We start from the raw sequence: 25781 nt of genomic DNA on the forward strand, positions 1-25781 counted from the left end.
GTAATAAAAGTGAGGAGGAAATGTCTAAAGGATCAATAAAAAAAGAAACAGGAGATGAAATATGCTGTGTTCTTATGACACAGTTAAAATTAAACAGCAATCGTGTGCGAACACGAAAACAAAATGTGAAAAGGGAGGAATCACAATTATGACATCAAAGGAAAGAGTAAACTGCGCGTTTGCGCATAAGCAGCCGGACAAAGTACCGATGGATATTGGAGGAATGTCGTGCTCACAGATGCATGTGACAAATGTAGCAAAATTGCGCGAATATTACGGGCTTGAGAAGCGGCCGGTCAAGACATGGGACGTGTTCAGCATGGTTGGCCTGATTGAAGATGACCTGAAGGACGCCATGGGTGTGGACGTTGAATTTATCAAATCATATGGGGGTATGTTTGGTTTCAAGGACACGGGTAAGTGGAAAGAAATGAAATACATGGGCGTGGACCTGCTTGTTCCGGAGAGATTTGAATACAGTGACGACGGAAAAGGCGGATTGTACGTGTACCCGCAGGGAGACAGAAACGCTCCCCCGAGCGGACATATGCCGGCAGGCGGCTTTTATTTTGACAACATCGAGCGTGAGAAACCGATTGATGAAGACAACATGAATGTGGAAGACAATCTGGAAGAATTCCAGGCAGCTTCTGAGGCCGAGCTGGAATACTACCGCAGGGAAGTGGAAAAATACCGGGACAGCACGAGAGCGGTAGTTCTGGATGTGGGGGGCTCAGCACTGGGGGATGCTGCATTTGTGCCTGGTCCGGGACTCAAGGACCCGAAGGGAATCCGCACCGTTACCGGCTGGATGACCGCTCCGCTTTTGTATCCGGAGTATACCGCGGAAGTATTCGACCGTCAGAGCGACATGGCGATCGAAAACTGGAAAAAGTTTTATGAGATTGTAGGGAGTATCGCAGATGTTGTGTTTATATGCGGGACAGACCTGGGCAATCAGAGATCACGTATGTGTTCAGCCGATACCTACGAGGAGTATTACCATCCTTATTACCAGAAAATGAATAACTGGATCCATGAGAATACGAATTGGAAAACACTGAAACACACTTGTGGTGCGGTATTCGATGTTATCCCTCAGCTGATTGAGAGTGGATTTGATTCTGTGAATCCGGTTCAGTGTTCTGCGGCGGGCATGGACCCTGAAAGGCTGAAAGCCGCATACGGGGATGACATGCTGTTCTGGGGTGCCGGAGTTGACACACAGAGAGTACTCCCGTTCGGTACACCGGAGGAGGTGAGAGAGCAGGTTCTGAGACGCTGTGAAGTTTTCTCAAAAGACGGAGGTTTTATCTTTGGAGCCATCCACTGTATTCAGTGCAACACGCCTCGGGAAAATATCATTGCCATGATCGATGCACTGCATGAATTTAATGGTGATAAATAAAAGAAACACGAATGAAGAAAGAGGAATGACAAGATGTATGGAGTGAGGAAGAAATTATGGATGGAAATAAAACTGTAGAATTCAGGGCACAGAAGAGGCCTCTTTTGAAAAGAATAACCAGTACGTCCGAGTTCAGCGTCTTTGTTGCACTGGTTATATTGATTATTGCGATGAGCTTTGCAAGTCCGGTGTTTATGACGCCTACTAATATTTTTAATGTGCTCAATCAGATATCGCGCTACGGTATTATCGCGGTGGGGATGAGCCTGATCATTATTTCCGGCGGTATCGACCTGTCGGTAGGATATGTTGTCGGGATAACGGCATGCTACTGTGCATACTTCAGTTCCGAAGCCGTGAATATGCCGTGGCCGGTAGTTCTGATCGTTATCCTGCTCATGGGAGCGGCGATTGGTCTGGTGAATGGTCTGATTGTTACCAGGCTGAATATCGTTCCCTTCATTGTGACACTTGCGATGGGAAAAATCCTGTCCGGTGCCACACTGCTGCTCACGCAGGGACGGCCGATATTTTTTAACTCATACTTATCCCTGCTGGGCGGCGGCTATATCGGAGCCGTGCCGGTTGCCGTAATTGTCATGTTCCTGGCGGTTGTTGCGGGGACGGTATTTACAACAAAGACGCTGACCGGACGCAATATCTATGCGATCGGCAACAATGAGCGGGCTGCCACACTTTCCGGTATTAAAGTAAACAAGCTGAAATGCCTGACATACGTCATCACCAGCACGCTGTGTGCACTCTGCGGGATCATTGTTGCAGGAAATCTGGGGAGTGCAGACGCGGCACTGGGGAAAAACTATGAAACGGATGTTATCGCAGCTGTCGTCATCGGCGGCGTTGCCATGAGCGGCGGTGAAGGTACGGTATGGGGCTCACTGATCGGTGCTGCTATTATGGGTATCCTGAAGAATGCGTTTGTCCTGCTGGGGGTTTCCGCGTACTGGCAGTCTATCGTGATTGGAATCGTGATTGTTGCCGCGGTAGCGCTCGACAGTTTCCGAACGGCGTCTGCCGAGAAGGTACACAAAGAAAATGCAGAGAGAATCGCAAAAGAATCTGCAAAGCAGGCAAAGAATAAATGATCATGACCTGTAACAGACATACTCTCATGTACAATACCCGAAAGGGCTTGTAAATACATGTAAAGCGAATGAGAAGGAGGAAAACAATGAAAAGAAATTTAGCACTTTTACTGGCACTCGTAATGGTATTGATGACCTGTTTTGCGGGCTGTTCTGCAGAACCCCCAAAGTCCGGGGAAGCAAAGAAAGCGGAGGAAACCCCTGCTGCCGGAGGCGACACAGCAGATACCCAGGAGGAGGAAAAGGCAGATACAGCCGATACATCCGGCGGTGATGCCGCGGAACCTGCAGCATTATCTGCAGACCTGCAGACGATCTACGACAAACTGACGCACAAACCGGTGGCAAACGACACAGGAAAAGAATTCAGGATTGCAGTGCTGTGTGTCATGAACAATTCGTTCTGGTACGATGTTGTCAACGGAATCGAAGAGATTACCCAGCTGATGGCGGACCCCTCCTACAACTGTACGGTTGACATGGTTACGATCGAAGGCCATGAAGGGCAGTTGTTTGCAGAGGCGATTGATAACTGTGTGACCATGCAGTATGATGCGATCTGCACCGTAGGTACTTCGGAAGCCATCATCCCGGCTGTGGACAGAGCTACCGCGGCAGGAATTCCAGTTTATACGTTTAACTCTGATGTTGCAGACTCCAGCAGAGTCTGCTTCACGGGACAGGACCTGTATGCAGCAGGTGTCAAGGCAGGCGAAACGATTGTGGACCTGATTGACGGCAAAGGCAAAGTGGCAATCATCACCGGTTATTTTACGGTACCCGCTCATGAAGACCGCCGCCTGGGAGCCATGGAAGTATTTGATAAGTATGATGAGATCGAGATCGTAGGAGAAGTTGAGAACCATGATTCCAATGATGAAGGTTACACCTATACAAAGGACTTCCTCACAGCAAATCCTGATCTGGCGGCCATCTATATCACGGCAGGAGGCCAGCAGGGTGTAACAAAGGCACTGGATGAGATGAATATCAAAGGCGAAGTGAAAGTTGTAATGTTTGACTTCATGGAAGAGGTTATCGATGCCCTTTATGATGGCAGCGTTCAGGCGACCATCGGACAGGACCCATATGCTCAGGGCGCAAATCCTGTATGCCTTGCTTACAATCAGCTTGTAACAGGCACACCGGAAGTGGAAGGCAATGACTTTACAAATCTGGACGTTGTAACGCCTGATAATGTCGCAGAATACTTCCCGAGATAACAGGTATCAAATAATAGCTGCTGCCGGTCCCGTGACACGGACCGGCAGAAAAATATGTTCGAATAGTTTGCCGGATATAAATAAAATGAAAAACTGATTTTACAAACCTTACGGGAGGATCAGTATGAGTCAGAAAGAAATCTATAAGATCAATGGAATCACGAAAGAATTTCCAGGGGTAAAAGCTCTGGACAATGTGGATTTGGAAATACGCGAAGGCGAGATACATGCGATCGTCGGTGAAAACGGTGCGGGTAAATCGACTTTGATGAACATACTCTCCGGAGTCTATACGCCCACTGAGGGGGTCATAGAATTTGACGGACAGCCGGTCAAGCTCAGAAATCCTCTGGATGCGCAGCGTATTGGCATTGCCATGATACATCAGGAGCTGTCGCTGTCCGGGGCACTTAGCATTGCAGAAAATATTTTTCAGGCACGTCTTCCCAGGGGAAAGCTGGGGCTGCTTGATAAGGACAAACTGATGCAGGACAGTCTGAAATATCTGCACGAAGTGGGGCTTGACGGAATGGATCCGAATACGAAAGTCCGTGACATCAATGTTTCCCAGCAGCAGCAGGTTGAAATCGCGAAGGCACTGTCTGTGAATTCAAAGGTTCTGATTCTCGATGAACCAACCTCGTCGCTGACTGCAGGGGAGGCAAACAGGCTGCTTGGAATTATGCAGGAACTGAAGTCCAAGGGGATAACCATGCTGTTTATCACCCACAAGCTGGACGAGGTTATGCGTGTCAGTGACAGATTTACCGTTTTTCGGGACGGTTGTAAGATCGGTACCTGTATAACGGCGGAATCTACAATGGAAGATATGATCACTATGATGGTAGGGAGACAGTACAGTAAAAAATATGTCAGGGACCATTATATGACGGACTATTCCAGTGCCAAACCGATACTGGAAGTTGAAAATCTGAATGTTCCGACCAAAGTTTTTGATATGAACTTTAAACTTTACGAGGGCGAGATCCTTGGAATCACCGGACTTGTCGGTGCAGGACGAAGTGAGGTACTGCAGAGTGTTTTCGGTGCCGATAAGCGGGACAGCGGAATCATCAAAATAGACGGAAAACAGGTCCCCGTCAAAAATACACTGGACGCCATTAAAAATGGTATGGGGCTCGTGCCGGAGGGCAGAAAACAGCAGGGAATACTCTCAAAGCTGTCTGTCAAGTCTAATGTTTCTGTCGTTAACCTGCGTTATATCAGAGGAAAACTGGGGTTTCTCAGTAAAAAGCTGGAAGAAGAGAAAGTAAAGGAATATGCAGCGAGACTGAGTATCAAAACACCGACGCTGGAACAGAAGATTACAAAGCTGAGCGGGGGAAATCAGCAGAAGGCGATCATTGCCAGATGGCTGATGAACAATCCCAGGATCCTGTTTCTGGACGAACCGACACAGGGGATTGATGTGGGGACTAAAACAGAGATCTATAAGATTATTGATTCACTCGCCAAAATGGGGCTGAGCATCATTATGGTATCCTCTGAGATGGTCGAGAACATTTCCCTGTGTGACCGGATTATCGTCATGTATGAGGGGCGGGTGACTGGTGAGGTCATGCATTCAGAAGCGGCGGAGGACAGAATCATGACGTATGCCTCCGGTCAGGCGGATGCAGTGTCGTAGGACGATAAAAGCGAAATGCAGACGAAACGCTGTATTTCGCTTTTTATAATGTCAGAAAGAGGCTGTTAAATATTTCAGGTTGTCGTTCGGTTTTTGAACCGTTATAATGAGACAGGCTCTCTTTTTGGTGCATGAAAAGAGAGGAAAAAACCAGATAAAACGATTAGAATAACAGTATGAAAAGGAGCAGACAGTATGGATTGGATAGAACGTCTTAATGAGACAATGAGGTATATTGAAGAGCACATTACAGAGGAACTGAATTATGCCGAGGCGGCGAAGACAGCCTGCTGTTCAGTATATCATTTTCAGAGGATGTTTGCCTATATGGCGGGGATTCCGCTCTCCGAATACATTCGGCGAAGAAGAATGTCGCTGGCAGCTGCGGACTTGCTGAAAAACAGTGATGAAAAGATAGTAGATCTTGCCCTCAAATATGGCTATTCATCCCCGACAGCTTTCAACAGAGCGTTTCAGAGTGTTCATGGAGCCGCACCTTCTGCCGTACGCAGGGGTGGATGCTCTGTAAAGGCATATCCGCCTGTCAGCTTTAAAATTACAGTCAGGGGAGTAGAAGAGATGAATTATCGCATTGAAAAAAAAGAGTCTTTCCGCATCATCGGAGTGTCACAGCCTTTGCACAGGGAGATTGAAAAGAATTTTGCCATAGTTCCGCAGATGTGGGAGAATGCGGCGGGCGACGGTACGGTGCCGAAACTGGCAGGTATGATGAATCAGCAGCCGATGGGGCTGTTGGGCGTCAGTGCCTGCGGTGATACAGAAGAGTGGAGATATTTTATCGCTGTTTCCAGCACACAGCCGATCGATGAATCGATGGAGGAATACGAGGTGCCTGCTTCTACATGGGCGATTTTCTCAGGTTCAGGAACTAATAAGTCCATACAGGAACTGGAGCAGCGCATTGTGACAGAATGGCTCCCAACATCCGGCTATGAATATGGAAATGCGCCGGATATCGAAGTTTATCTGAATCCGGATCCGAACAATGCACAGTATGAAGTGTGGATACCTGTTGTTAAACAATCATAATCTATAAAACCTGTAAAACGGCGCAGCTTTTTCAGCTGCGCCGTTTTGTATCGGTTTCTTCTGCTGGCAGGATAAACGGAGAGGGGGCACCCGTGAACAACAGTGTCAGACCGTGCATTGCCCTTGTACAGGCGATATAGAGCAGACTGCGGTCATAATCGGAGCCGTATGTCAGGCTGTCAGTATCCGGAACAATGACCTCGTCAAACTCAAGCCCTTTCGCCATCTGTATGGAAGTGATGGTTATGCCGGTTGTAAAACCCGTACTCTCCGGAGTGAGCAGCTGTATATTCCCTTCATGGCACAGAATATCGTACAATTCCCGTGCGCCGCTGTCTGTTTTTGTTATTATGCCGAGCGTTGCATGCTTACCGTACATAAAAGCACAGATTGCTTTTTTTATACGCTGTATTTCCTCCTGTCTGTCAGCACAGGAGGCCACATCAGGGATATCACCATGCCGTTCTATGGGTTTCAGTGTGTGAATACCACCGATATATTTTGCAAACGTCATGATCTCATAAGTGGAACGGTAGCTTTGACTGAGTTCTACATATTCAGCCCCGTCATAGATTTGCCGGAGGTCTGATAAGGTATGGCGTCGGTATGGACTCAGGGACTGTCCAAAATCACCCAGTATCGTTTTGGGGCATGAGAACAGCAGATTAATCACGGTATACTGGATAGGAGTATAATCCTGCATCTCGTCGATGACCAGATGCTTTGTGACCTGACTCTTTTTTAAACCTTCGAAAGCAGCCTGGATATACAGAAATGGAAATACATCTGCCCATTCCAGCGTTTTTTTAGCGGGCATCATGAACATCCGGGGGAGGTTCAGGCTGCGGTAAAAATCTTTATATATGGCCAGAGAATTTTTAACTGTAAGCATAGCGGTAAGGCTTTTCAAAATCATCCGGGGGCTCGGCAGATCATCCTCCATGATGTTTTCTGATTCAAAACGATGATAGATGTCATCTGCAGTCATGGAGAGCCGCTGTTTTACAGGAAAACTGCGATAGGCATAAAAGCGTTTGAAAATCCAGCCGGCATCTGCCGTGAAACCGCCGAAGGAATAGTCGCGCGGTTTAAAGATACGATCTGGAAGCTGTGCTATGTACGCGTTCATGAGCTCCACAAACTTTCCGGTGGATTTAAAGCACACTCTCTGCGCCCGGTTTTCATCCTGTATTTCCAGCGGGCCACTGTCCGGTTCAAAAAGAAGATTTTGTTTTAGCTGTATTTTTGCAATATCAGCAAAACTCAGTTCAAATATTGGTTCTTCACCGAGCTCTGGTATAACACCTGCGATATAATCACTGAAGACTTTATTGGGCGACAGTATGGTCACATTTTGTGATTTCAGCTGGTTTCTAAAACGATAAAGGAGGAATGCAATCCGGTGCAGTGCAATCGATGTTTTTCCGGATCCTGCTACCCCCTGAATGATCATTGTCTTTGCATGTTCATTCCGTATGATCTGGTTTTGTTCCCTCTGTATGGTGGCAATGATCGACTTCATTTTCTCGTCGGACGTATGTGCAAGTTCTCTCTGCAGAACGTCATCCTGTATATTAGCAGAACTTTCAATCACATACTCCATCACACCATCAGTGATTTTAAACTGCCGTTTCCTTGTGAGGGTACCCTGAACCCGGCCGGCAGGGGAATCATAGCCGGCAGGTCCCGTCTCATAATCGTAAAACATACTGGAAACTGGAGCCCTCCAGTCAAAGATCAACAGTTCATTTTTATGGCTGAAGGTAAATCGTCCGATGTAACAGGGGACGGGAGACGGACTTTTACTTTCAAAAAAATCGATGCGGGCAAAATATGGTGACTCCTTCATTCTGGCCAGAGTATCACGGGTTCTGACGGCCAGCGAACCTGTATGATCCGTCTGCCTGAGGAGCAGCTCGTTCTGAAACATCTCATTGGGATCGATTTCTCCCCGGTTTTCAACCATATATCGCTTGGTATCCATGTACTCCCGGTCTATCTTCCGTACATCAGCCCCGGCATTTAACAATGCCTCATCCAGCCTGCAGCTGATACTGGCGAGATGCGTGATTTCATCAGGGAATAACATGGTACCGCCGGGCTTTTTCTGGTCACTCATGGCTGTCCTCCTTTGGCAAAATAAAGCGTTGGGTGGGATATCCATATTCGACTAACAGCTCAGCTTCCGCAAATCCCAGCCCCTTGATTTCGCTGCGGTGCCCGGTATCAGCCCGATCGCCTTCCCGGAACGTCGTGATACTGATGTTCTTACCCATCAGCAATTCATTCATCACTTTATCAAGGAATGCCCGCGGTATTCCTCTCTTTCGGTAGAGTGGATGACTTCCCATAAAATCAATGCTTCCGGTTTCAGATGAGAAAAGCATGATTCCGATTGCGGTATCGCCGTCTTTTAAGATCAACGCCTGTTTTGTAACGATTTTTTCACGCAGGATGCGGACATAATCATTTTCGCAGAGACCGGGGAAACCGCCGATCACGAGCCGCACCAGCTCCATCCAGCATGAAATATCCTCCTCAGTGGCAAACCGGATATCCCATACGGCCTTTCCTTTTTGATTCAGCATTTGATAATTTCCTTTCAATTCAAACCTGAGCTGCAGCGGGTAAAATTTTTCATTTTCCCTGTATTTGCCTGGGGGTAATTTGTACATAGCGGTAAATATATTTGTAAACGCCTGCTGGCTGTCATATCCGGCAATCAGTGAGATATCAAGAATCGGTTTATCTGAAAAAACGAGGAGTTTTGCAGCTTCCGTCAGCTGACGTCTTTGCAGATACTCATGTATGGTTAGTCCAACTGTTCCGGTAAACATGCGGTGCAGGTGGTATTTGGAATAATGTGTCGCACTGGCTACCCGGTCCAGATCCGGCTTTTCTGCCAGATGAGCCTCAAGATAGTCGATGACCGGTATGATCTTTTCAATAGTTTGGTTCGGCATAATGTTTTCTCCTTTCGCATCCCTATTATATCCGAATTCTACTGAAGCCTTTTAATAATTCTTGCTGTTTTATCAGAAAATTGTCATGATAAAAATATCGTATCAGAGGAGGTGGCTTGATGCCGTTCGGCAAATAAGTCCGGAACAATCGCAATGGTATCTGCTTTTCTTTTTATCAATATCAGTTTAACTCTTTATGAAGATGTACAGCCATCAGTATTGTTACAATGGCAGCGATCAGATCAGCGGCCGGCTGTGCGTAAAGAACACCACTGATTCCCCAGATCATGGGGAGAATCAGAATAATGGGGACGAAGCAGATTCCCTGTCTGCAGGCACCGAGGATAAAGCCCCCTTTTGCCTTTCCAAGAGCGAGAAAAAGCGAGGAGTACACGGTATAAAAACCAAAAAGCAGGAAGGATAAACCATTCGCTCTCAGTGCTTTTTGACCGACAGTGATCATTTCTGTATCCCCTTTGGTAAACCATGATATGACTGTGGTGGAAAATGATGCCATTATGAGACCGAAGACGGCGCAGAATACCGTTGACCAGATGATGGAGGTCTTGACTGCTTCGTGTAAGCGCTTATAGTTTTTTGCTCCATAGCTATATCCGGCGATCGGCTGAAAACCTTTCATGAATCCAAACACCATCAGACTTCCCATGGATATGATTCTTGTCACGATTCCCATTCCGGCAATGACAGAATCCCCGTATTCCCTTGCCCTCAGATTGACGAGTGCAATCGACAGACTTGTCAGCAACTGAAATACCAGTGTAGGAATACCGATTTTCAGAATTTCTGATAATGTCTGCCTGGAAAAACAACATCGTTTAAAACGGAAGCTGAAGACACTTTTTTTTCTGCGCACATAGCCAAGGTATACCAGCGTGGAAACTGCCTGTGAAATAGCGGTGGCGACTGCTGCACCGGCAATCCCCAGATTAAGAACGTAGATAAAGACCGGATCCAGTATGATATTCAAAACGGCACCTGTCAGCAGTGCACACATCGTAGTCTTTGCAGCCCCCTCACTTGTCACGATATTATTCATTGTCACATTAAAGATATTAAAGATGGACGAAATGATATAAATTCCCGCATAAGTTAACGCGTGAGGCAGGATACTATCGGTTGCGCCCAAAAGTTTCAGAATCGGAGTCAGGAAGATCATGTTAAGTATAATGACTACCGCTCCGACGATCAGGCTGCTGTACAGGGCTGTGCTTGCGGTTCGGTCGGCTGTAGCGTTTTCACCGCGCCCTAACAATCGGGAGATGCAGGACGCAGCCCCGTTTCCAAATAACAGTCCCAGTCCCACAATCACCTGCCCAAGCGGAAAAGTGACAGTAATCGCGCCGACCTGACTCGTTCCAAGTCCCCCGACAAAATATGCATCTACCAGGTTATACAGTGCATTGATCATCATGCCAATCATGGTGGGAAGGCCCATTGCCAGCAGTGCTTTTGGTATGGGGACGTTTCCCAGCAGTTCTATTTTTTTGTTCTGTTCTTCCATAAGTCAAACCCCTTTCCTGACTAAAGATATAAAATATAATACTATAAATTATAGTATATTGACAACGGACAATATAATACTATAATTTATAGTATATGTCAAGCGAAAAAGGAGGACACGATGGCAACCATTGATTTGATCGTATTAGGAATATTGAAGAAAGAATCACTTAGTGCCTATGATATTCAAAAACTGGTTGAGTACCGCAATATCTCAAAGTGGGTAAAAATCAGTACGCCCTCGATCTATAAAAAAGTTATTCAGTTGGAAAACAGGGGGTATATCAAAGGAAATACTGTTAAGGAGGGCAAAATGGCGGAGAAGGCGGTCTATACTCTGACGGAGGAGGGAGAAAAGCAATTTAAAAAGCTAATGCTTCAGATTGCATCGAAACCAATTCATATGTTTCTGGATTTTAATGCCGTGATCGTAAATCTGGCCAGTGTGACTCCTGAGGAACAAAGAGCTTGCCTGACGAACATAGAGGACAATGTAAAAGTTATGAAAACGTACATGGAAGAAAATATCCGTCTGAAAGAACATGTAACTGACATTCCGGAGACCGGAAGGGCGGTGTTACAGCAGCAGTATATACTGGCAGAGGCAATGGAAGCCTGGATCGCATCGCTGAGAGAAAGCTTTGAAAATCAGAGGTGATAAGGAATGCGGCATCTCTTTGCTTCAGAAATATCTGCGGGGGCGCTGCCGTGACAGAAGATGACGTATAATTTCTGACAGGAGGTAAAGAGTCTGCCACGGAGGATCCGTGTTGACAATACTTTAAAATGGATATATAATGACTGAATACAACGAAATAGTCAAAAAGGGGTGGCTTGTTTGCCAAAATGTTATTCGGATCAGGAAAGAGCATATATCGTGAAGAGGCTGAAGGAAGAGGCGGCAAAATGCCTCTCCCAGTATGGAGTCCGGCATACGACGGTGGATGAACTCGTAAAGCGTGTTAAGATTCCCAAAGGAACATTTTATCTCTTTTATAAATCCAAAGAACTGCTGTTATTTGATGTTATACTGGAACAGCATGAGCTGATTGAGCAGGAGATTTTCCAGGCAGTCAGCAGTATTGAGCCCGACAGACTTACAGCAGATCAGTTGACGGATATGCTGCTGAGGATTTATACAATCGCTGCAGAGGCACCTGTTCTGAGAATGCTCAATTCTGATGAGGTGGAGATTCTGGCGCGCAAACTGCCTGAGGATGTTGTGGAAGCGCATCTGGGGCACGACAGTACCATGAGTGAAAAATTGTTGTCCATGCTTCCTGTAAAAACTGGAGTGGATGCAAAGGCATTGGGTGCGGCATTTCGTGCCATCTACATGGCAACATTGCATAAAGAAGAGATCGGTGAACCGTATTATGAGGGCGCACTGCGATACCTCATTCGCGGGTTAGTCGTACAGTTACTGTAAATCAGTCCGGCAGTTTATATTGCCGGACTACAAAAAAATCATATTTTGACTATTTAATTCTAAATGGTCAAATAGTCTGGAGAGGATTATGATTGAAGTGAGGAACCTTTCTTTCAGCTATACGAAGAAGCCATTTATAACCGACCTGAACTTTTCTGTCGGAAGAGGAGAAATTTTCGGCTTTTTGGGTCCATCCGGTGCGGGGAAAAGTACGTTGCAGAAAATATTGATCGGAATGCTCCCTGACTACCATGGGAGCGTGGTGGTCAATGGAACAGAGTGCAGACACCGGGGGAGTCATTTTTATGAGGACGTCGGGGTGGACTTTGAATTTTCCACCATGTATGAAAAACTTACGGCAAAAGAGAACCTCCGTTTTTTTGGATCTCTGTATGAAAAACAGCCGCGTTCAATTGATGAGCTTTTATCTGCGGTAGGACTAGAGCGAGAGGGAGGTAAGCGCGTATCGGAATATTCCAAGGGAATGAAAGCACGGCTGAACTTTATAAAAGCCCTGCTGCACGATCCCGTGCTGCTCTGCCTTGATGAGCCTACAAGCGGGCTGGACCCGGCGAACAGCCGTGTCATGAAAGATTTGATCCGCAGGGAGAAAGAGCAGGGGAAAACGATTCTGCTCACCACGCATAATATGCAGGACGCCGCGGAGCTGTGTGACAGAGTGGCATTCATTGTAAATGGTAAGATCATGGCGCTTGACAGCCCTCACAGTCTGATCATGTTAAGGGGAGCTGCAAGGGTAGCGTATACCTGGACTGAACATGGGGAACACCAGGCGGAGTGCCCGCTTGACGGGCTGTCTCAGGATAAAAGATTACAGACGCTGATCAGGGAAAATCGTCTGCAGTCGATTCACAGCAGTGAACCTACGCTGAATGATATATTCATCGATATAACGGGGAGGACACTGGTATGAGACTATGGAGCCTGACATTGTGGGATATGCGTTTTCAGTTTAAATATGGCTTTTATTTTCTATATGCTATTCTGACGGTATTTTACGTCGCAGTATTGTCTGCGATGCCGGAATCATGGCAGGAAAAAGTGGCTCCCATTCTGATTTTTTCCGACCCGGCAGCGATGGGCCTGTTCTTTATGGGGGCGATCATTCTGCTTGAAAAAAGTCAGAGAGTCTCTTTGGCTTTCGCCGTTATGCCGGTTCGTGCCATGGAATATGTGGCGGCCAAGGTACTCTCTCTGAGTGTGATATCTGTGGCTGTGGCAGCAGTGCTTGCAGCAGCAGCAGATACGGTTACAAGATCTGTTGTGCTTGCAGGAACTGCGGTATCATCGGTGATTTTTACACTTCTGGGAATTATTGTGTCGACGAAAATAAACAGCCTTAATCAGTTCATACTCTGGATCATGCCGGTTGAGCTTATCAGCTTCCTTCCGGCAGTACTGCATATACTGGGAATTACAACGGATGTACTGCGGTACTATCCTGCGGTCATCTGTATGAACATGATGGACGGGTATATACCTTCGGCAATGGAAATACTGATTCTTGCAGTGCTGACCGGGGTACTCCTGTCTGCGGCGCAAAGCTGTGTGCTGAAAATGTGGAGAAATGCATGAGGGGTGAATTATGAAAGCGATAAGGTTGTGTTTCATACAGATGATTCGTTTTATAAGGCGTGATATGATGCTGTTTGCCGCGTGTTTTGCCCCGGTTCTTTGCGGGCTGTTCTTTAGATTCGGAATGCCTCTGCTGGAGGAGGTGCTCACGGGCTGGCTTGCCAGACCAAGTGTGTTTACCCCGTACTACGGACTGCTGGATATGTTTTTTTCCATGCTGTCTCCGGTTATGTTTTGCTTTGTGGCTGCGATGGTAGTTCTGGAAGAAACAGATGACCATATCGCAGGTTATCTGTTTATCACAACGCTGGGAAGGAAAGGGTATCTGGCGTCCCGGCTTGGCGTACCAGCTGCGATCGCGTTTGCCGTCACACTGGTTCTTCTTCCGGTTTTCAGACTGACAGAGCTTTGCATGTGGGAGATCCTGTTTTTAAGCGCCGGAGGGGTACTGCAGGGCATCATTATCGCACTGCTGATCGTCTCGGTGTCATCAAATAAGCTGGAAGGACTGGCAGCGGCAAAATTGTCGACGCTTATGACGCTGGGTGCTTTGGTGCCTTATTGTGTTCCGGATCATATACAGTATCTTTTTTCACCGCTTCCCTCTTATTGGATTGGAAAAGCAGTCTGTGACCAGTCAGTCATCTGGATGTTGCCGGCAGTTGTCTCATCTCTGGGGTGGATCGGGGTTATGATGAGAAGATTTCTGAGAAAACTGGCGTGAATTATGGAATTAAATAGCAGCTGGCTGAGAAATACTAATGTAATGATGCCTTCTGCATAAATTTTCCTGTTGTTAATTCTTTGTAAGTGATATACTATATATGGTGTGATAAATGGAAAAAAACACAAAATATGGAAATATGAGACTTGAACGTTATAACAGGAGGATGTAGATGAATGTAAGAAAGCGAAGCGGAAAGGTTGTTCCTTTTAACGCGGATTTTATATCGAGGGCGATTGCGCTTGCTTCGGCTGCGGCGGGAGAGATGGATCAGCCTATGGTGCAAAAAGCTACTGAGCTTACGGTGAGCAGACTGAAAGATATGGAAACGGACGTCTTAGATATAGAAAAAATCCAGGATACGGTGGAGGAGACGCTGTTTGAACAGAAATACTATAAAACGGCAAAAGCATACATTTTATACCGAATAGAGAAGGATAAAGAACGTGCCGGCGGGAGCTGGGAAGACGGGCTTTTGGACAGAGAGTTTTTGAGCACTTATAAACATGCACCGAACCCTATGGAACAACTCGGATCTTTCGTATACACCCGTACTTATTCCAGATATCTGCCTAAGTTTGGACGGCGTGAATTCTGGTGGGAGACGGTGCGGCGTGCCGTAGAGTATAACTGCTCATTGGCACCCACTTCAAAAGACGAGGCCAGGAAGCTGTACGATAATATTTATCATCTGCGTCAGTTTTTATCGGGACGGACACTCTGGGTTGGAAATACCCCTGTAGCAGATGCCTATCCCATGGCAAATTACAACTGTGCATTTGAGGTGATTGATGATTTCAGTGCCTATCATGATCTGTTTTATCTGCTGATGGTAGGAAGTGGCGTGGGAGTGAGGGTATTGAAAGAAGATGCCGAAAGACTTCCAAAGATCCGCACGGATATTGAGATACTGCACAAGGCATACGACGGCTGCCCGCCACAGGACCGCCTGGAATTTACAGATCTGACTTTCACTAAGGACACGGCAGTTCTGTCTGTCGGTGATTCAAAGGAGGGGTGGGCTCAGGCTCTGAGTCACTATTTCGATATACTGAGTAATCATGAATACAGTAAAATACGGGAGATTGTGGTAAATTATGATTCGATCCGTCCCAGAGGAGAAAGATTGAAAACCTTTGGAGGGACAGCCAGCGGTCATGAGTCTATGATGGCAATGCTGGGAAAAATACACAGGGTAATACGGGCTGCCGGGGACAGAGATAAGGCTGCACGGACACAGCTGCAGCCCATCGACCTGCTGGACATCGCCAATATTATCGGTGAAAATGTAGTCTCCGGAGGAGTACGGAGGACATCAGAGATTGGTCTTATAGATGCAGACGATCAGGTGTGTATCAAAGCAAAGAGCAATCTGTACCGCCAGATCAACGGACGGTGGGAGCTGGATCAGTCCATCGCCCACAGACAGATGAGCAACAATTCGATCTATTATAAGAAAAAGCCATCCAGAGAACAGCTTCACTGGCATATGCAGCAGATGCGCTACTCCGGGGAACCGGGATGGATCAATGAGGAGGCCGGAAAGAAGCGCCGGCCGAATTTTAACGGATGCAACCCGTGCGGGGAAGTACTTATGGACAGTCACGGACTCTGCAATCTGACGACACTGAATGTCATGGGATTTGTTCGGGATGGTAAGCTGGATGAGCAGGCATTGCTGGAGGCACAGAGGCTGTCAGCCAGAGCCGGATACCGCATGACCTGCCGTGACCTGGAGATACACCGCTGGAATACTGTACAGAAAAGAGACCGCCTTTTGGGCTGTTCGATGACTGGGTGGCAGGATATGGTCAACGCTACGGGGATGTCTGTGGAAAATCAAAGGAAGCTTCTTGATAAACTTCGCAGAGAAGCTCATGAAGCGGCAGAACAGCTCGCCGACAGACTGGGCACCGGAAAACCGCTGCTGGTGACAACCATCAAACCGGAGGGGACGTTGTCCCTGCTGCCGACAGTTTCAAGCGGTGTTCATTATTCACATTCTCCTTACTATATAAGGAGGGTAAGAATTAATGCGGCTGATCCCCTGTGCCGGGTATGTGAAGAACTGGAATATCCGGTGCTGCCTGAGGTGGGGCAGAATCCGGAGAATGCGACAACAAAGGTTGTGGAATTCCCGGTAAAGGCACCAGCCGGTAAAGTGAAGGCAGATGTATCCGCAATAGAGCAGCTGGAAACTTATAAAATGTTCATGGAGCATTATGTGGACCATAATTGTTCTATCACTGTTCATGTGCGGGAAGATGAGTGGGAAGATACGGAACAGTGGGTGTGGGACAACTGGGATGATGTGGTTGCTCTGTCGTTTTTAAGTTATGATGACAGCTTTTATGAATTACTGCCCTACGAAGCCATTACTAAGGAGGAGTACGATGCACGTAAAGCAGCTATGAGACCATTTAACCCATCGCTTCTTACACGGTATGAATACGAAGAATCAGATTTTGATATTGGAGATTCTGACTGTTCGACCGGGGCATGCCCGGTCAGATAGTGGTACCGGGCCCATAATGGACTTTTAAATGAGAGATAGTTGTTTGAGTGATACCCAAGGTACGGGTATCGCTCAACGCATACGTAAAATATCGATTAAAACAGTGTGTATCAGATCATCAGATCTGCCGAAAATCCCATCAGATAACTGCAGAGATAAATAATAAACTCTTTTGGGGAAGGTTTTTCGATTAAATGGCGGTTAGCGATCTTGTCCAGCTTCTTTCGGTTACCGTAATCCCAGCAGTCACATACAGCTCTGGATATACTGCGAGAGATTGATTTAACAGGAAGCTCAGTTTCATCAGATATTAATGGATAGATCTGACGCTCAAGACAGAATCCATAATATATTTGAAAATCACAACAATAATGCACCGCCAGAGCTAAATGGTAATAACTTTTGTGACATGGGTGTCCGGATACTGACTGAATGAGTAATATAACATTTTTTATCGGCATAATAAACCATCCTTGTATAAGTATTTTGTATACAATATTATACTGAGTCAATTGAAAAAGAAGAAAAAAATGACATCATTAGATAAAATTAGACAAATAATGAGTTCCATTTTACACATACTAATACAGAAAAAATGGAGGATTCAATTGAAGATACATTCAAATACAGTAGGGATGGTATATTTATGCCAAAGCTGAAAAAAGCAGATGCCATTAAGACAGAAGATTTTATCTGCCTGGGATACATTAAAAAACAAAACAATATGAGCAGTCTCATTCTCGCAAAATATAGCCGGGATGATAAATTCGTTGTGAATTATCACGTTACAATTGAGATCAGCTCAAATTGGCTTTGTCACTACAGCATGGTGGAGACAGAGTGTCCATTTTTTAAAATTCCCAAAGGATGCCTGTATGCTATATGGATTGAACCGATTGTCTGCACTGTTGAATACCTGCCGTCTGAAAAAATCGGTTTTCGCCGGGCAGTATTTAAGACGATGCACTATGATAAGAAACCGGAAGAGTGCCGGGTCATTTAAAAGAATCCCCCGGCTTTTTAAGCCGGGGGGGGGAAAACTATTCACATATTGGATCTTCTATCAGGGTTGCTACTACAAATTCATGTTTATGATCAGAATTGCAGGAAGTACATCCTTTTATAAGATGCACATGACGCCCGCAGCCAACATCAATAGCAGGACCGGATGTGCCGCAGAATTCGTGTTTATGACCATCGCATGAATCAGTAGTAAATTCTACTTCGTGAACATGGCTACCGTCACAGGGGATCGCATCACCTGATACGGTTGCAAATCTATGATTATGAGCATTTTCACAACACCCTTTAATTTTTGTACTGCCAAGTATTTCATGATTATGCTGTTTCGGACAGTGAGAAGCTTCAACAAAGTTTGAATTCATATTATTACCTTTCATTTCCAGTTTTGATATAATATGAAAAAAATTGTGCCAATGTGACAAAAAACGATTGTGATAAGCGCCTGGAACAGAGCAAAAGAAAAGAGGGGCAGAACTAAAAAACGAAACAATAAAAAACCCGCAAACTCTGAGTTTACGGGACTTTTTTGAGTAGCGAGAAAGGGATTTGAACCCCCGACACCACGGGTATGAACCGTGTGCTCTAGCCAACTGAGCTATCTCGCCAAAACATATGAAATTTTACTTTTTTCAAAGTAAGTGGGACCTATAGGGCTCGAACCTATGACCCTCTGCTTGTAAGGCAGATGCTCTCCCAGCTGAGCTAAGATCCCAGAATATTACAGTGGATTCAGACGTTTTATTTGTCTCAACCGCAACCTGCTCTGCTATTATATAATTGTAAAAAGAAAAAGTCAATACCTAAATTAAAAAAAATGAAATAATATTTTTTAGGGTGAATAACATGAAAAATGTCATAAACGCACCCTGCAAAGCTATTGGCATATTATGAGGTAAGAGAGTATATGCTGCAGCTTCAGAAGTTATGAGAAGTTTTTGAACAAAGGTGGCTGAAAGTATACTCTCGCAATTAGAATATAAGTATTAAGGAGAATGTATAATGGGCAGAGATATATCAAAATGTCATCCGCGCCTGCAGGAACTCGCCGCTGAATTGAAGGCTGAGTGTGCCAAACAGGGATATGAGATAGCGATAGGTGAAAGTTTTCGAAGTGTGGCAGAGCAGGATGCGCTGTACGCTCAGGGGAGGACAAAACCGGGGCAGATTGTGACGAATGCACCGGGCAGTTCCTACAGCTCCATGCATCAGTGGGGGGTAGCCTTTGATTTTTACAGAAATGATGGAACAGGGGCGTACAATGAAAATGGAAACTTCTTTGAACATGTAGGGGCGATCGGTAAATCTCTTGGACTGGAATGGGGAGGAGACTGGACGTCACCGGTGGACCGTCCACATTTTCAGCTCCCTGACTGGGGCAGTACACCGTCACGGCTGAAAAATATATACGGAAATATCAATTCGTTTATGAAAACCTGGGGAAATCCCGGAGGAACCAATACAGCACCGTCACAGGATAACTGGGTACTGCGTTTGCAGCAGGAGCTGGTAAGACAGGGCTACCGCCCAGGTAAGGTGGATGGGATTGCAGGGCCCAATACACTGAATGGATGCCCCACAGTGCGTAAGGGCGCAAGCGGGGGTATAACCAGGCTGATTCAGGAGAAACTGTCTAATGTATATAAAATTGGAATCGGGACTTCTGGGGCAGACGGAATCTTCGGAAAGGATACAGAAGCGGCTGTTATGGAATTTCAGAAGCAGAAAGGTCTGTCAATTGACGGTATTGTAGGCAAAAAGACCTGGCGTGCACTGCTGGATCTGTAAACATGCAGTGGTTCATCTGAGTAAAAGTTTATATTGCTGCGTAAATTCTGTTTGAAAATAGATGTATGGTACGGTATGATAAAAAAAACGGAGGGAAATGCATATGAGAATAGGAATGGGATATGATGTACACCGGCTGGAAGAAGGCCGAAAACTGATCCTGGGAGGCGTTGAAATTTCATATGAGAAGGGTCTGTTGGGGCATTCGGATGCAGATGTGGTTGTACACGCCATTATGGATGCACTTCTGGGAGCTGCGGCGCTGCGAGATATTGGAACTCATTTTCCGGACACGGATCCGCAGTACCGTGGTATTTCCAGTATTCTGCTTCTGGAGAAAGTAGGAAAACTGCTCGAGGAAGAGCGGTACATTATCAACAATATCGACGCGACGATAATTGCGCAGAAGCCGAAGCTGATGCCATATATCGGACAGATGACAGAAAACGTGGCGCGTGCGCTGAATATTGAAATAAACCAGGTGAATATAAAAGCGACCACGGAGGAGGGGCTTGGTTTTACCGGGAGGATGGAGGGGATATCATCTCAGGCAATCTGCTCCCTCATACCGGTACTTGAGCTGGCAGGTGAGGACAGGATGAACACCAGACCATGCGAGGGCTGCTGCGGCTGTGCAAAAGATAAATAAATGCGGAGGATAAGTGTTGACAAACAGCATTTTTTTGCATACACTAAGAGCATAAAAGGCTGTGAACGATTAGAGTACCTGCTTGAAAACTTTCAGAGAGAGATGGCCATCGGCTGTAAGCCGTCTTAAGGGGAAAAGCAGGGAAGTGCATTCGGGAGCCGGGCGGAAGAACAATGAGTATGCCGCCCCGCAGGCAGGCGTTATCTGTATGAAAGTGGAGAGGATAACTCTCTATAAGAGTGGAACCGCGGATTACTTCGTCTCTTGTCTGAGACGGAGTTTTTTTCTTTGAATAAAACAATTGATGAAAGAGAAGGAGAATAAAGATGAAGCTGTATAATACGCTGACGAAAAGTAAGGAAGAGTTCGTGCCGCTTACGGAAGGAAAGGTCAAAATGTATGTCTGCGGACCTACGGTATATAACCTGATCCACATTGGCAATGCACGTCCGATGATCGTGTTTGACACAGCGAGACGCTATATGGAATATAAGGGATACGAAGTGAATTTTGTGTCCAATTTTACTGACGTTGATGATAAAATCATAGCAAAAGCAATCGAAGAAGGTGTTGAATCCGAAGTGATCTCGACACGTTACATCAAAGAGTGCAGGAAGGATATGGAGGCAATGAATGTCAGGCCGGCGACGACACATCCTCTGGCAACACAGGAAATTGACGGCATGATCGATATGATTCAGACGTTGGTTGACAAAGGTTATGCATATAACGCAGATGGGACTGTATATTTCAGAACAAGGAAGTTCCAGGAATACGGAAAACTTTCACATAAAAATCTGGACGATCTGCGAAGCGGCGGCCGTTCTCTGCTTGTGACAGGGGAAGACTCAAAGGAAGATCCTCTGGATTTTGTACTTTGGAAGCCGAAAAAAGAAGGAGAGCCATCCTGGGAGTCACCATGGGGTGACGGGCGTCCGGGCTGGCATATCGAATGCTCTGTGATGTCCAAAAAATATCTTGGTGAGGAGATCGATATCCACGCGGGAGGGGAGGATCTTGTATTTCCCCATCATGAAAATGAAATTGCGCAGAGTGAGTGCTGCAACGGTAAAATATTTGCCAGGTACTGGCTGCATAATGCATTCCTGAATATTGATAACCGTAAAATGTCAAAATCACTTGGCAATTTCTTTACCGTCCGTGAGATCGGGGAAAAATACGATCTTCAGGTACTGCGCTTTTTTATGCTGAGTGCACATTACAGAAGCCCGCTTAATTTCAGTGCCGATATCATGGAGTCTTCAAAAAATGCGTTGGAGAGGATTATAACTGCCGTGGATCATCTGAAGACGCTGTGTGACAGTGCCAAAGTACAGGAGCTGACGCAGCAGGAAGAAGATCAGCTGAGGGAGATGAAAGAATACCGGGATAAATTCGAGCTGGCAATGGATGATGACCTGAACACTGCAGATGCGATTTCGGCGGTATTTGAACTTGTAAAGTTTGCTAATACTACCGCTGATGAAAACAGCACCCAAACTTACGCGGCGTCATTGCTGGAGGAGATTAAATTCCTCTGTGATTTGCTTGGCCTGATCGTCGACAAAAAGGCGGAGAATCTGGATGAGGAAATCGAAGCGCTGATTGCAAAACGGCAGGATGCCAGAAAAGCCCGGGATTTTAAACTGGCAGATGAGATCCGTGATCAGCTGCTGGCGCAGGGGATCATTCTTGAAGACACAAGAGAAGGTGTGAAATGGAAGAGAGCTTAAGTTATCTGAAAGAACAATTTCAGCTGGCGGATATTGATGTGCGGTCATATTCGCCGCTGTCACTGGCTTATATCGGAGACAGCATTTATGATCTTCTGATTCGGACGATGATTATGAGTGAAGGCAATCTCCCGGTTCAGAAAATGCACAAAAGAGCCAGCGGACTTGTAAAGGCACAGAAGCAGGCGGGTATGATGGACAGGATACTGCCGCTTCTGACAGACGAGGAAGCCAGTGTGTTCAGAAGGGGCAGGAATGCAAAGCCTCATACGGTTGCTAAAAATGCCTCGGTGTCGGATTACCGCAGAGCTACTGGGTTTGAAGCCTGGGATATCTTTATCTGTCAGGAGATATCAAACGGATTATCGATCTGATGAAAACAGGTCTGGAGGAAAAATAAAGAGTATGGAAAATCGTGAGTTTGAGGAAAATAAAATTGAAGGGCGCAACGCGGTCCTTGAAGCTTTTCGTGCCGGGCGCAGCGTTGACAAGCTGTTTGTACTGGATGGGAATCAGGATGGTCCTGTAAGAACGATCATAAGGGAAGCCAAAAAACGGGATACGATCATCAATTACGTTGCCAGGGAACGGCTGGATCAAATTTCTGAAACGGGAAAGCATCAGGGCGTGATCGCATATGCTGCGTCCTATGCATACAGCAGTGTGGAAGCGATGCTGGAGCTGGCAAAGGAAAAAGGAGAGCCTCCATTTCTGATACTGCTTGACAACATAGAAGATCCCCATAATCTGGGTGCGATCATCCGTACTGCGAATCTGGCTGGAGCGCACGGAGTGATTATTCCCAAGAGGAGGGCAGTCGGACTAACGGCGACAGTTGCAAAGACTTCGGCGGGAGCGCTGAACTATACACCCGTTGCAAAGGTGACAAATCTTTCAGCAGAAATTGACCAGCTGAAAAAAGAAGGACTCTGGTTTGTCTGTGCCGACATGGGCGGTGAATCCATGTATGATCTTGACCTGAAGGGTCCGATCGGTCTTGTGATCGGAAGCGAAGGAGAAGGTGTCAGCCGTCTTGTAAGAGAAAAATGTGATTTTGTGGCTTCCATACCCATGAAAGGAGATATTGATTCGCTGAATGCTTCGGTAGCTGCCGGAATTCTTGCTTTTGAAATCGTCAGACAGAGAGGTTAAAATGAAAAACTTCGATGAATTTACGGATGAAGAGTTGTTAGAACGAATAAATCATCATGATGGGAAAGTGGAAGAGTATCTGCTGAACAAATACAAACCGCTGGTGAGGAAAAAAGCCAGGGCGATGTATCTGGTAGGCGGTGATACGGATGACCTGATACAGGAGGGCATGCTTGGTCTCTTTAAGGCAGTGCGTGATTTTCGCCCCGGAAAGGCAGCCTCTTTTGCCACATTTGCTCAGATTTGCATTGAACGCCAGCTTTACAATGCCATTCAAAGCTCCAACAGGCAAAAGCATCAGCCGCTCAATTCTTATGTTTCGCTGAGCGATGAAGAGTTTGCGTCTGAGCTCATCCAGCTTTCCGTACAGAATCCGGAATCCATCATCATAGATCAGGAAAGCACAGCCGGCATTGAAAAAAGGATACAGTCAGCGCTCAGTGACTTTGAAAATCAGGTGCTTAAGCTGTATCTGGAAGGTGCAGACTATGTTCAGATTTCTGAAAAGCTGGATCGTTCTGTTAAATCTATTGACAATGCATTGCAACGTATCCGTCAGAAAGTCAAAGCATGCGTGACGGGGACAGAAAAAACATAATTGTGGCACATGAAATTGATACAATTTCTGCTTGACATCAGTCACGGACTTTGTTAGAATTATTAATCGTAGCGGAACGTTACGCGCTGCAGTAGCTCAGTAGGTAGAGCGCAACATTGGTAGTGTTGAGGTCACGGGTTCGATTCCCGTCTGTAGCTTATGACTAAATCTCCGGAAACCTGATTTTATCAGTGTCTTCGGAGATTTCTTGTTTCCGGAAAAAAAGGAGGGTGATCAATCCCCTCCAGGTCCGTCCTTACGCGGTCGTTCTGATTCCGGTAACGGTTCCGCCACATCTTTCGGCAGATCCACTTCCGGGATGTTGCCATCGTCATAATCATTGACAATATCTTTAACTGGCGGGAAAATAGATTGTTTTTCCATGCGTGTATACTCCTTTTTTTAACAGGGTGCACAAGGTTCTGGTAAAATATACAGGATTGATGAAAAATGATGGAATATAAACGGATAGAGAGGGGATAACATGGATCAGGAATATTTAATGCTGAGAGATGAGTTGTTGCATTTAGACTCGGTTGTAAATAATACGATAAATTTCTTCTATGTGTTTATTGCTTCGTTTATCGCATTTGCACTGACGCAGGAAGATACGATTTTTATCCTCCTGTCATATATTGTGATTATTCCGGCATATCTGATTGTAATCAGTAAAATGCAGGGGATATGTAAAATCGGAGCATATCTAAGTGTGTTTCATGAGGGAGGCAAATTTAACTGGGAATCAAGAAATATAAAGTTCAGCCAGAGACATGTGAATATATTTTCTTATATTGTATCATCGAACTTCCCATTTATTTTTGTAAGCGCAGCCGTTGTTATTTTATTCCTGTATCGCACCCAATGGGATACGTTTTCTCTGGTTTATGAGAAATGTAAGCTTTGTTCTGGATTTCTTCTGTTTTTGGTAGTATTGGTGCTTGCATATAAAAACAGGAATATTACTACAAAAGATTATATAAAGAAGTGGGAAGATATATAAATGTCTGGACCAGCCGTCAAAGTGAGTGAAATGATACTCAGAGACGGCTGGTTTTTCCTTTGTGTCATATTGGTCATCTCTTACCAATAGATATAGGGTAATGATATATTTTATCAGGAGGATCTAAATGAGTGAAGGTAAATCTAATGAGTGCATCTACAAGGCGGAGGGGCCGTATCCGAAAGTACATGTAAAAGAAAGAAATTCTGCTTACGCCCGTGAGATGCTCAGCAATATGGCTGATGCTGCATCAGAAATAAGTGATGTTTCACGGTACTTTTACATATCTGTAATGACAGGACCAAAATACGGGGAGATATCAGAATGTTTTCATAATATCAGTATAGTGGAGATGCATCATCTCAATATATTCGCAGAGCTCGCGAGACAGCTCGGGGCAGATCCCAGACTCTGGTGTGTAAAGAACGGAAGGAGGCGCTGGTGGTCGCCTTCGTATATCGGCTACCCCCAGGAGCTGAGGTCCATGATAGCTGAATCGATCAAGGCGGAGAAGGAAGCTGTTATTAAGTATTCCAGACAGGCAAAAGTCATTGAAGACATGAATATCGTAGAAAATCTGCATCGCATTATTAAGGATGAGGAGTGTCATCTTCAGACATTTCATGAGATGTATCGCCAGCTGTAAATACATTAAAAC

General features: G+C 45.7%; 26 protein-coding genes, 3 tRNA genes and 1 other annotated feature. Of the genes, 21 read left to right on the plus strand and 8 right to left on the minus strand.

Annotation, left to right across the window (positions count from 1 at the left end):
* Positions 1–148: 148 nt before the first annotated feature.
* From MCG98_RS07580 to MCG98_RS07600, 5 genes are all read left to right on the plus strand, one after another.
* Positions 149–1408 carry a uroporphyrinogen decarboxylase family protein gene (locus tag MCG98_RS07580; RefSeq protein ID WP_240301425.1) on the plus strand — a complete coding sequence of 420 codons (1260 nt, stop codon included), beginning with the start codon at positions 149–151 and terminating at the stop codon, positions 1406–1408.
* 56 nt (positions 1409–1464) lie between these two features.
* The gene (locus MCG98_RS07585; RefSeq protein WP_240301426.1) at positions 1465–2514 is read left to right on the plus strand and encodes an ABC transporter permease; all 1050 of its coding nucleotides are present in this window, start codon (positions 1465–1467) and stop codon (positions 2512–2514) included.
* A gap of 86 nt (positions 2515–2600) precedes the next feature.
* Positions 2601–3737 carry a sugar ABC transporter substrate-binding protein gene (locus MCG98_RS07590; RefSeq protein WP_240301427.1) on the plus strand — a complete coding sequence of 379 codons (1137 nt, stop codon included), beginning with the start codon at positions 2601–2603 and terminating at the stop codon, positions 3735–3737.
* 124 nt (positions 3738–3861) lie between these two features.
* Complete coding sequence (locus tag MCG98_RS07595) at positions 3862–5385, plus strand: sugar ABC transporter ATP-binding protein (protein ID WP_240301428.1); 1524 nt, start codon at positions 3862–3864, stop codon at positions 5383–5385.
* Between the two features lie 195 nt (positions 5386–5580).
* Positions 5581–6435, plus strand: coding sequence for an AraC family transcriptional regulator (locus tag MCG98_RS07600; protein WP_240301429.1), 855 nt, complete (start codon positions 5581–5583; stop codon positions 6433–6435).
* 31 nt (positions 6436–6466) lie between these two features.
* Here the strand turns inward: MCG98_RS07600 and MCG98_RS07605 are convergent, their stop codons facing one another.
* The 3 genes from MCG98_RS07605 to MCG98_RS07615 form a co-directional block, all read right to left on the minus strand.
* Positions 6467–8554, minus strand: coding sequence for an ATP-binding domain-containing protein (locus MCG98_RS07605; protein ID WP_240301430.1), 2088 nt, complete (start codon positions 8552–8554; stop codon positions 6467–6469).
* Positions 8547–9398, minus strand: a complete 852-nt coding sequence (locus tag MCG98_RS07610) for an AraC family transcriptional regulator (protein ID WP_240301431.1) — start codon at positions 9396–9398, stop codon at positions 8547–8549. The genes MCG98_RS07605 and MCG98_RS07610 overlap by 8 nt, the downstream gene beginning before the upstream one ends.
* A 181-nt stretch (positions 9399–9579) precedes the next feature.
* Complete coding sequence (locus tag MCG98_RS07615) at positions 9580–10920, minus strand: MATE family efflux transporter (RefSeq protein ID WP_240301432.1); 1341 nt, start codon at positions 10918–10920, stop codon at positions 9580–9582.
* A gap of 120 nt (positions 10921–11040) precedes the next feature.
* Between MCG98_RS07615 and MCG98_RS07620 the strand changes: the two genes are divergently transcribed.
* From MCG98_RS07620 to nrdJ, 6 genes are all read left to right on the plus strand, one after another.
* Positions 11041–11577: a PadR family transcriptional regulator gene (locus tag MCG98_RS07620; RefSeq protein ID WP_240301433.1), complete on the plus strand. Its 537-nt coding sequence runs from the start codon at positions 11041–11043 to the stop codon at positions 11575–11577.
* Between the two features lie 171 nt (positions 11578–11748).
* Complete coding sequence (locus tag MCG98_RS07625) at positions 11749–12348, plus strand: TetR/AcrR family transcriptional regulator (protein ID WP_240301434.1); 600 nt, start codon at positions 11749–11751, stop codon at positions 12346–12348.
* An 88-nt stretch (positions 12349–12436) separates the two neighbouring features.
* Positions 12437–13282, plus strand: coding sequence for an ABC transporter ATP-binding protein (locus MCG98_RS07630; RefSeq protein ID WP_240301435.1), 846 nt, complete (start codon positions 12437–12439; stop codon positions 13280–13282).
* On the plus strand, positions 13279–13944 hold the full coding sequence (locus MCG98_RS07635) for an ABC transporter permease (protein ID WP_240301436.1): 666 nt from the start codon (positions 13279–13281) through the stop codon (positions 13942–13944). The genes MCG98_RS07630 and MCG98_RS07635 overlap by 4 nt, the downstream gene beginning before the upstream one ends.
* A gap of 10 nt (positions 13945–13954) precedes the next feature.
* Positions 13955–14668, plus strand: coding sequence for an ABC transporter permease (locus MCG98_RS07640; RefSeq protein ID WP_240301437.1), 714 nt, complete (start codon positions 13955–13957; stop codon positions 14666–14668).
* A 172-nt stretch (positions 14669–14840) separates the two neighbouring features.
* A complete protein-coding gene (gene nrdJ / locus MCG98_RS07645) occupies positions 14841–17183 on the plus strand; it encodes a ribonucleoside-triphosphate reductase, adenosylcobalamin-dependent (RefSeq protein WP_240301438.1) in 2343 nt (780 codons plus the stop codon).
* A gap of 110 nt (positions 17184–17293) precedes the next feature.
* Here nrdJ and MCG98_RS07650 read toward each other — a convergent pair whose 3' ends face one another.
* Positions 17294–17644 carry a sporulation initiation factor Spo0A C-terminal domain-containing protein gene (locus MCG98_RS07650; protein WP_240286088.1) on the minus strand — a complete coding sequence of 117 codons (351 nt, stop codon included), beginning with the start codon at positions 17642–17644 and terminating at the stop codon, positions 17294–17296.
* 185 nt (positions 17645–17829) lie between these two features.
* On the opposite strand from MCG98_RS07650, the gene MCG98_RS07655 reads away from it, so the two are divergent.
* Positions 17830–18186, plus strand: a complete 357-nt coding sequence (locus tag MCG98_RS07655; protein ID WP_240286090.1) for a hypothetical protein — start codon at positions 17830–17832, stop codon at positions 18184–18186.
* A gap of 37 nt (positions 18187–18223) precedes the next feature.
* Here MCG98_RS07655 and MCG98_RS07660 read toward each other — a convergent pair whose 3' ends face one another.
* From MCG98_RS07660 to MCG98_RS07670, 3 genes are all read right to left on the minus strand, one after another.
* Positions 18224–18568: a YmaF family protein gene (locus MCG98_RS07660; protein WP_240286092.1), complete on the minus strand. Its 345-nt coding sequence runs from the start codon at positions 18566–18568 to the stop codon at positions 18224–18226.
* A 169-nt stretch (positions 18569–18737) separates the two neighbouring features.
* Positions 18738–18811 (minus strand) — tRNA-Met (locus MCG98_RS07665).
* A 34-nt stretch (positions 18812–18845) separates the two neighbouring features.
* Positions 18846–18918: transfer RNA gene (locus MCG98_RS07670), tRNA-Val, on the minus strand.
* Between the two features lie 287 nt (positions 18919–19205).
* Between MCG98_RS07670 and MCG98_RS07675 the strand changes: the two genes are divergently transcribed.
* The 7 genes from MCG98_RS07675 (at position 19206) to MCG98_RS07705 (ending at position 24281) form a co-directional block, all read left to right on the plus strand.
* On the plus strand, positions 19206–19991 hold the full coding sequence (locus MCG98_RS07675; RefSeq protein WP_240286094.1) for a peptidoglycan-binding protein: 786 nt from the start codon (positions 19206–19208) through the stop codon (positions 19989–19991).
* Between the two features lie 103 nt (positions 19992–20094).
* A complete protein-coding gene (gene ispF / locus MCG98_RS07680) occupies positions 20095–20640 on the plus strand; it encodes a 2-C-methyl-D-erythritol 2,4-cyclodiphosphate synthase (protein WP_240286096.1) in 546 nt (181 codons plus the stop codon).
* A 52-nt stretch (positions 20641–20692) separates the two neighbouring features.
* Positions 20693–20908 (plus strand) — a binding site (T-box leader).
* 58 nt (positions 20909–20966) lie between these two features.
* Positions 20967–22373, plus strand: coding sequence for a cysteine--tRNA ligase (gene cysS / locus MCG98_RS07685; protein ID WP_240301439.1), 1407 nt, complete (start codon positions 20967–20969; stop codon positions 22371–22373).
* Entirely contained in the window at positions 22358–22747 is a 390-nt protein-coding gene (locus tag MCG98_RS07690) for a ribonuclease III domain-containing protein (RefSeq protein WP_345891633.1), read from the plus strand. The genes cysS and MCG98_RS07690 overlap by 16 nt, the downstream gene beginning before the upstream one ends.
* A 31-nt stretch (positions 22748–22778) precedes the next feature.
* Complete coding sequence (gene rlmB / locus MCG98_RS07695) at positions 22779–23525, plus strand: 23S rRNA (guanosine(2251)-2'-O)-methyltransferase RlmB (protein WP_240301440.1); 747 nt, start codon at positions 22779–22781, stop codon at positions 23523–23525.
* A gap of 1 nt (position 23526) precedes the next feature.
* Complete coding sequence (sigH, locus tag MCG98_RS07700) at positions 23527–24123, plus strand: RNA polymerase sporulation sigma factor SigH (RefSeq protein WP_240301441.1); 597 nt, start codon at positions 23527–23529, stop codon at positions 24121–24123.
* An 85-nt stretch (positions 24124–24208) separates the two neighbouring features.
* A tRNA-Thr gene (locus MCG98_RS07705) sits at positions 24209–24281 on the plus strand.
* Positions 24282–24357: 76 nt separating this feature from the next.
* Here MCG98_RS07705 and MCG98_RS07710 read toward each other — a convergent pair.
* On the minus strand, positions 24358–24507 hold the full coding sequence (locus MCG98_RS07710; protein WP_240301442.1) for a hypothetical protein: 150 nt from the start codon (positions 24505–24507) through the stop codon (positions 24358–24360).
* A gap of 100 nt (positions 24508–24607) precedes the next feature.
* Here MCG98_RS07710 and MCG98_RS07715 point away from each other — a divergent pair, with 100 nt between their 5' ends.
* Together MCG98_RS07715 and MCG98_RS07720 are read left to right on the plus strand one after the other, a co-directional pair.
* The gene (locus tag MCG98_RS07715; protein WP_240301443.1) at positions 24608–25123 is read left to right on the plus strand and encodes a hypothetical protein; all 516 of its coding nucleotides are present in this window, start codon (positions 24608–24610) and stop codon (positions 25121–25123) included.
* Between the two features lie 127 nt (positions 25124–25250).
* The gene (locus MCG98_RS07720; protein ID WP_240301444.1) at positions 25251–25769 is read left to right on the plus strand and encodes a ferritin family protein; all 519 of its coding nucleotides are present in this window, start codon (positions 25251–25253) and stop codon (positions 25767–25769) included.
* The last annotated feature ends 12 nt before the right edge of the window (positions 25770–25781 follow it).

Source organism: Ruminococcus sp. OA3 (genome assembly GCF_022440845.1).
Classification (GTDB): Bacteria; Bacillota; Clostridia; order Lachnospirales; family Lachnospiraceae; genus Ruminococcus_G.

What these genes read in the sequence shown, in the direction of transcription:
- MCG98_RS07640 (WP_240301437.1), top strand. Translation starts at nt 13,955, where the DNA reads ATGAAAGCGATAAGGTTGTGTTTCATACAGATGATTCGTTTTATAAGG.
- rlmB (WP_240301440.1), top strand. Translation starts at nt 22,779, where the DNA reads ATGGAAAATCGTGAGTTTGAGGAAAATAAAATTGAAGGGCGCAACGCG.
- MCG98_RS07610 (WP_240301431.1), bottom strand. Translation starts at nt 9,398, where the DNA reads ATGCCGAACCAAACTATTGAAAAGATCATACCGGTCATCGACTATCTT.
- MCG98_RS07600 (WP_240301429.1), top strand. Translation starts at nt 5,581, where the DNA reads ATGGATTGGATAGAACGTCTTAATGAGACAATGAGGTATATTGAAGAG.
- MCG98_RS07710 (WP_240301442.1), bottom strand. Translation starts at nt 24,507, where the DNA reads ATGGAAAAACAATCTATTTTCCCGCCAGTTAAAGATATTGTCAATGAT.
- MCG98_RS07580 (WP_240301425.1), top strand. Translation starts at nt 149, where the DNA reads ATGACATCAAAGGAAAGAGTAAACTGCGCGTTTGCGCATAAGCAGCCG.
- nrdJ (WP_240301438.1), top strand. Translation starts at nt 14,841, where the DNA reads ATGAATGTAAGAAAGCGAAGCGGAAAGGTTGTTCCTTTTAACGCGGAT.
- MCG98_RS07615 (WP_240301432.1), bottom strand. Translation starts at nt 10,920, where the DNA reads ATGGAAGAACAGAACAAAAAAATAGAACTGCTGGGAAACGTCCCCATA.
- MCG98_RS07605 (WP_240301430.1), bottom strand. Translation starts at nt 8,554, where the DNA reads ATGAGTGACCAGAAAAAGCCCGGCGGTACCATGTTATTCCCTGATGAA.
- MCG98_RS07715 (WP_240301443.1), top strand. Translation starts at nt 24,608, where the DNA reads ATGGATCAGGAATATTTAATGCTGAGAGATGAGTTGTTGCATTTAGAC.
- MCG98_RS07630 (WP_240301435.1), top strand. Translation starts at nt 12,437, where the DNA reads ATGATTGAAGTGAGGAACCTTTCTTTCAGCTATACGAAGAAGCCATTT.
- MCG98_RS07720 (WP_240301444.1), top strand. Translation starts at nt 25,251, where the DNA reads ATGAGTGAAGGTAAATCTAATGAGTGCATCTACAAGGCGGAGGGGCCG.
- MCG98_RS07675 (WP_240286094.1), top strand. Translation starts at nt 19,206, where the DNA reads ATGGGCAGAGATATATCAAAATGTCATCCGCGCCTGCAGGAACTCGCC.
- MCG98_RS07620 (WP_240301433.1), top strand. Translation starts at nt 11,041, where the DNA reads ATGGCAACCATTGATTTGATCGTATTAGGAATATTGAAGAAAGAATCA.
- cysS (WP_240301439.1), top strand. Translation starts at nt 20,967, where the DNA reads ATGAAGCTGTATAATACGCTGACGAAAAGTAAGGAAGAGTTCGTGCCG.
- MCG98_RS07635 (WP_240301436.1), top strand. Translation starts at nt 13,279, where the DNA reads ATGAGACTATGGAGCCTGACATTGTGGGATATGCGTTTTCAGTTTAAA.
- MCG98_RS07585 (WP_240301426.1), top strand. Translation starts at nt 1,465, where the DNA reads ATGGATGGAAATAAAACTGTAGAATTCAGGGCACAGAAGAGGCCTCTT.
- MCG98_RS07590 (WP_240301427.1), top strand. Translation starts at nt 2,601, where the DNA reads ATGAAAAGAAATTTAGCACTTTTACTGGCACTCGTAATGGTATTGATG.
- MCG98_RS07650 (WP_240286088.1), bottom strand. Translation starts at nt 17,644, where the DNA reads ATGCCGATAAAAAATGTTATATTACTCATTCAGTCAGTATCCGGACAC.
- MCG98_RS07690 (WP_345891633.1), top strand. Translation starts at nt 22,358, where the DNA reads ATGGAAGAGAGCTTAAGTTATCTGAAAGAACAATTTCAGCTGGCGGAT.
- sigH (WP_240301441.1), top strand. Translation starts at nt 23,527, where the DNA reads ATGAAAAACTTCGATGAATTTACGGATGAAGAGTTGTTAGAACGAATA.
- MCG98_RS07655 (WP_240286090.1), top strand. Translation starts at nt 17,830, where the DNA reads ATGCCAAAGCTGAAAAAAGCAGATGCCATTAAGACAGAAGATTTTATC.
- MCG98_RS07660 (WP_240286092.1), bottom strand. Translation starts at nt 18,568, where the DNA reads ATGAATTCAAACTTTGTTGAAGCTTCTCACTGTCCGAAACAGCATAAT.
- MCG98_RS07595 (WP_240301428.1), top strand. Translation starts at nt 3,862, where the DNA reads ATGAGTCAGAAAGAAATCTATAAGATCAATGGAATCACGAAAGAATTT.
- ispF (WP_240286096.1), top strand. Translation starts at nt 20,095, where the DNA reads ATGAGAATAGGAATGGGATATGATGTACACCGGCTGGAAGAAGGCCGA.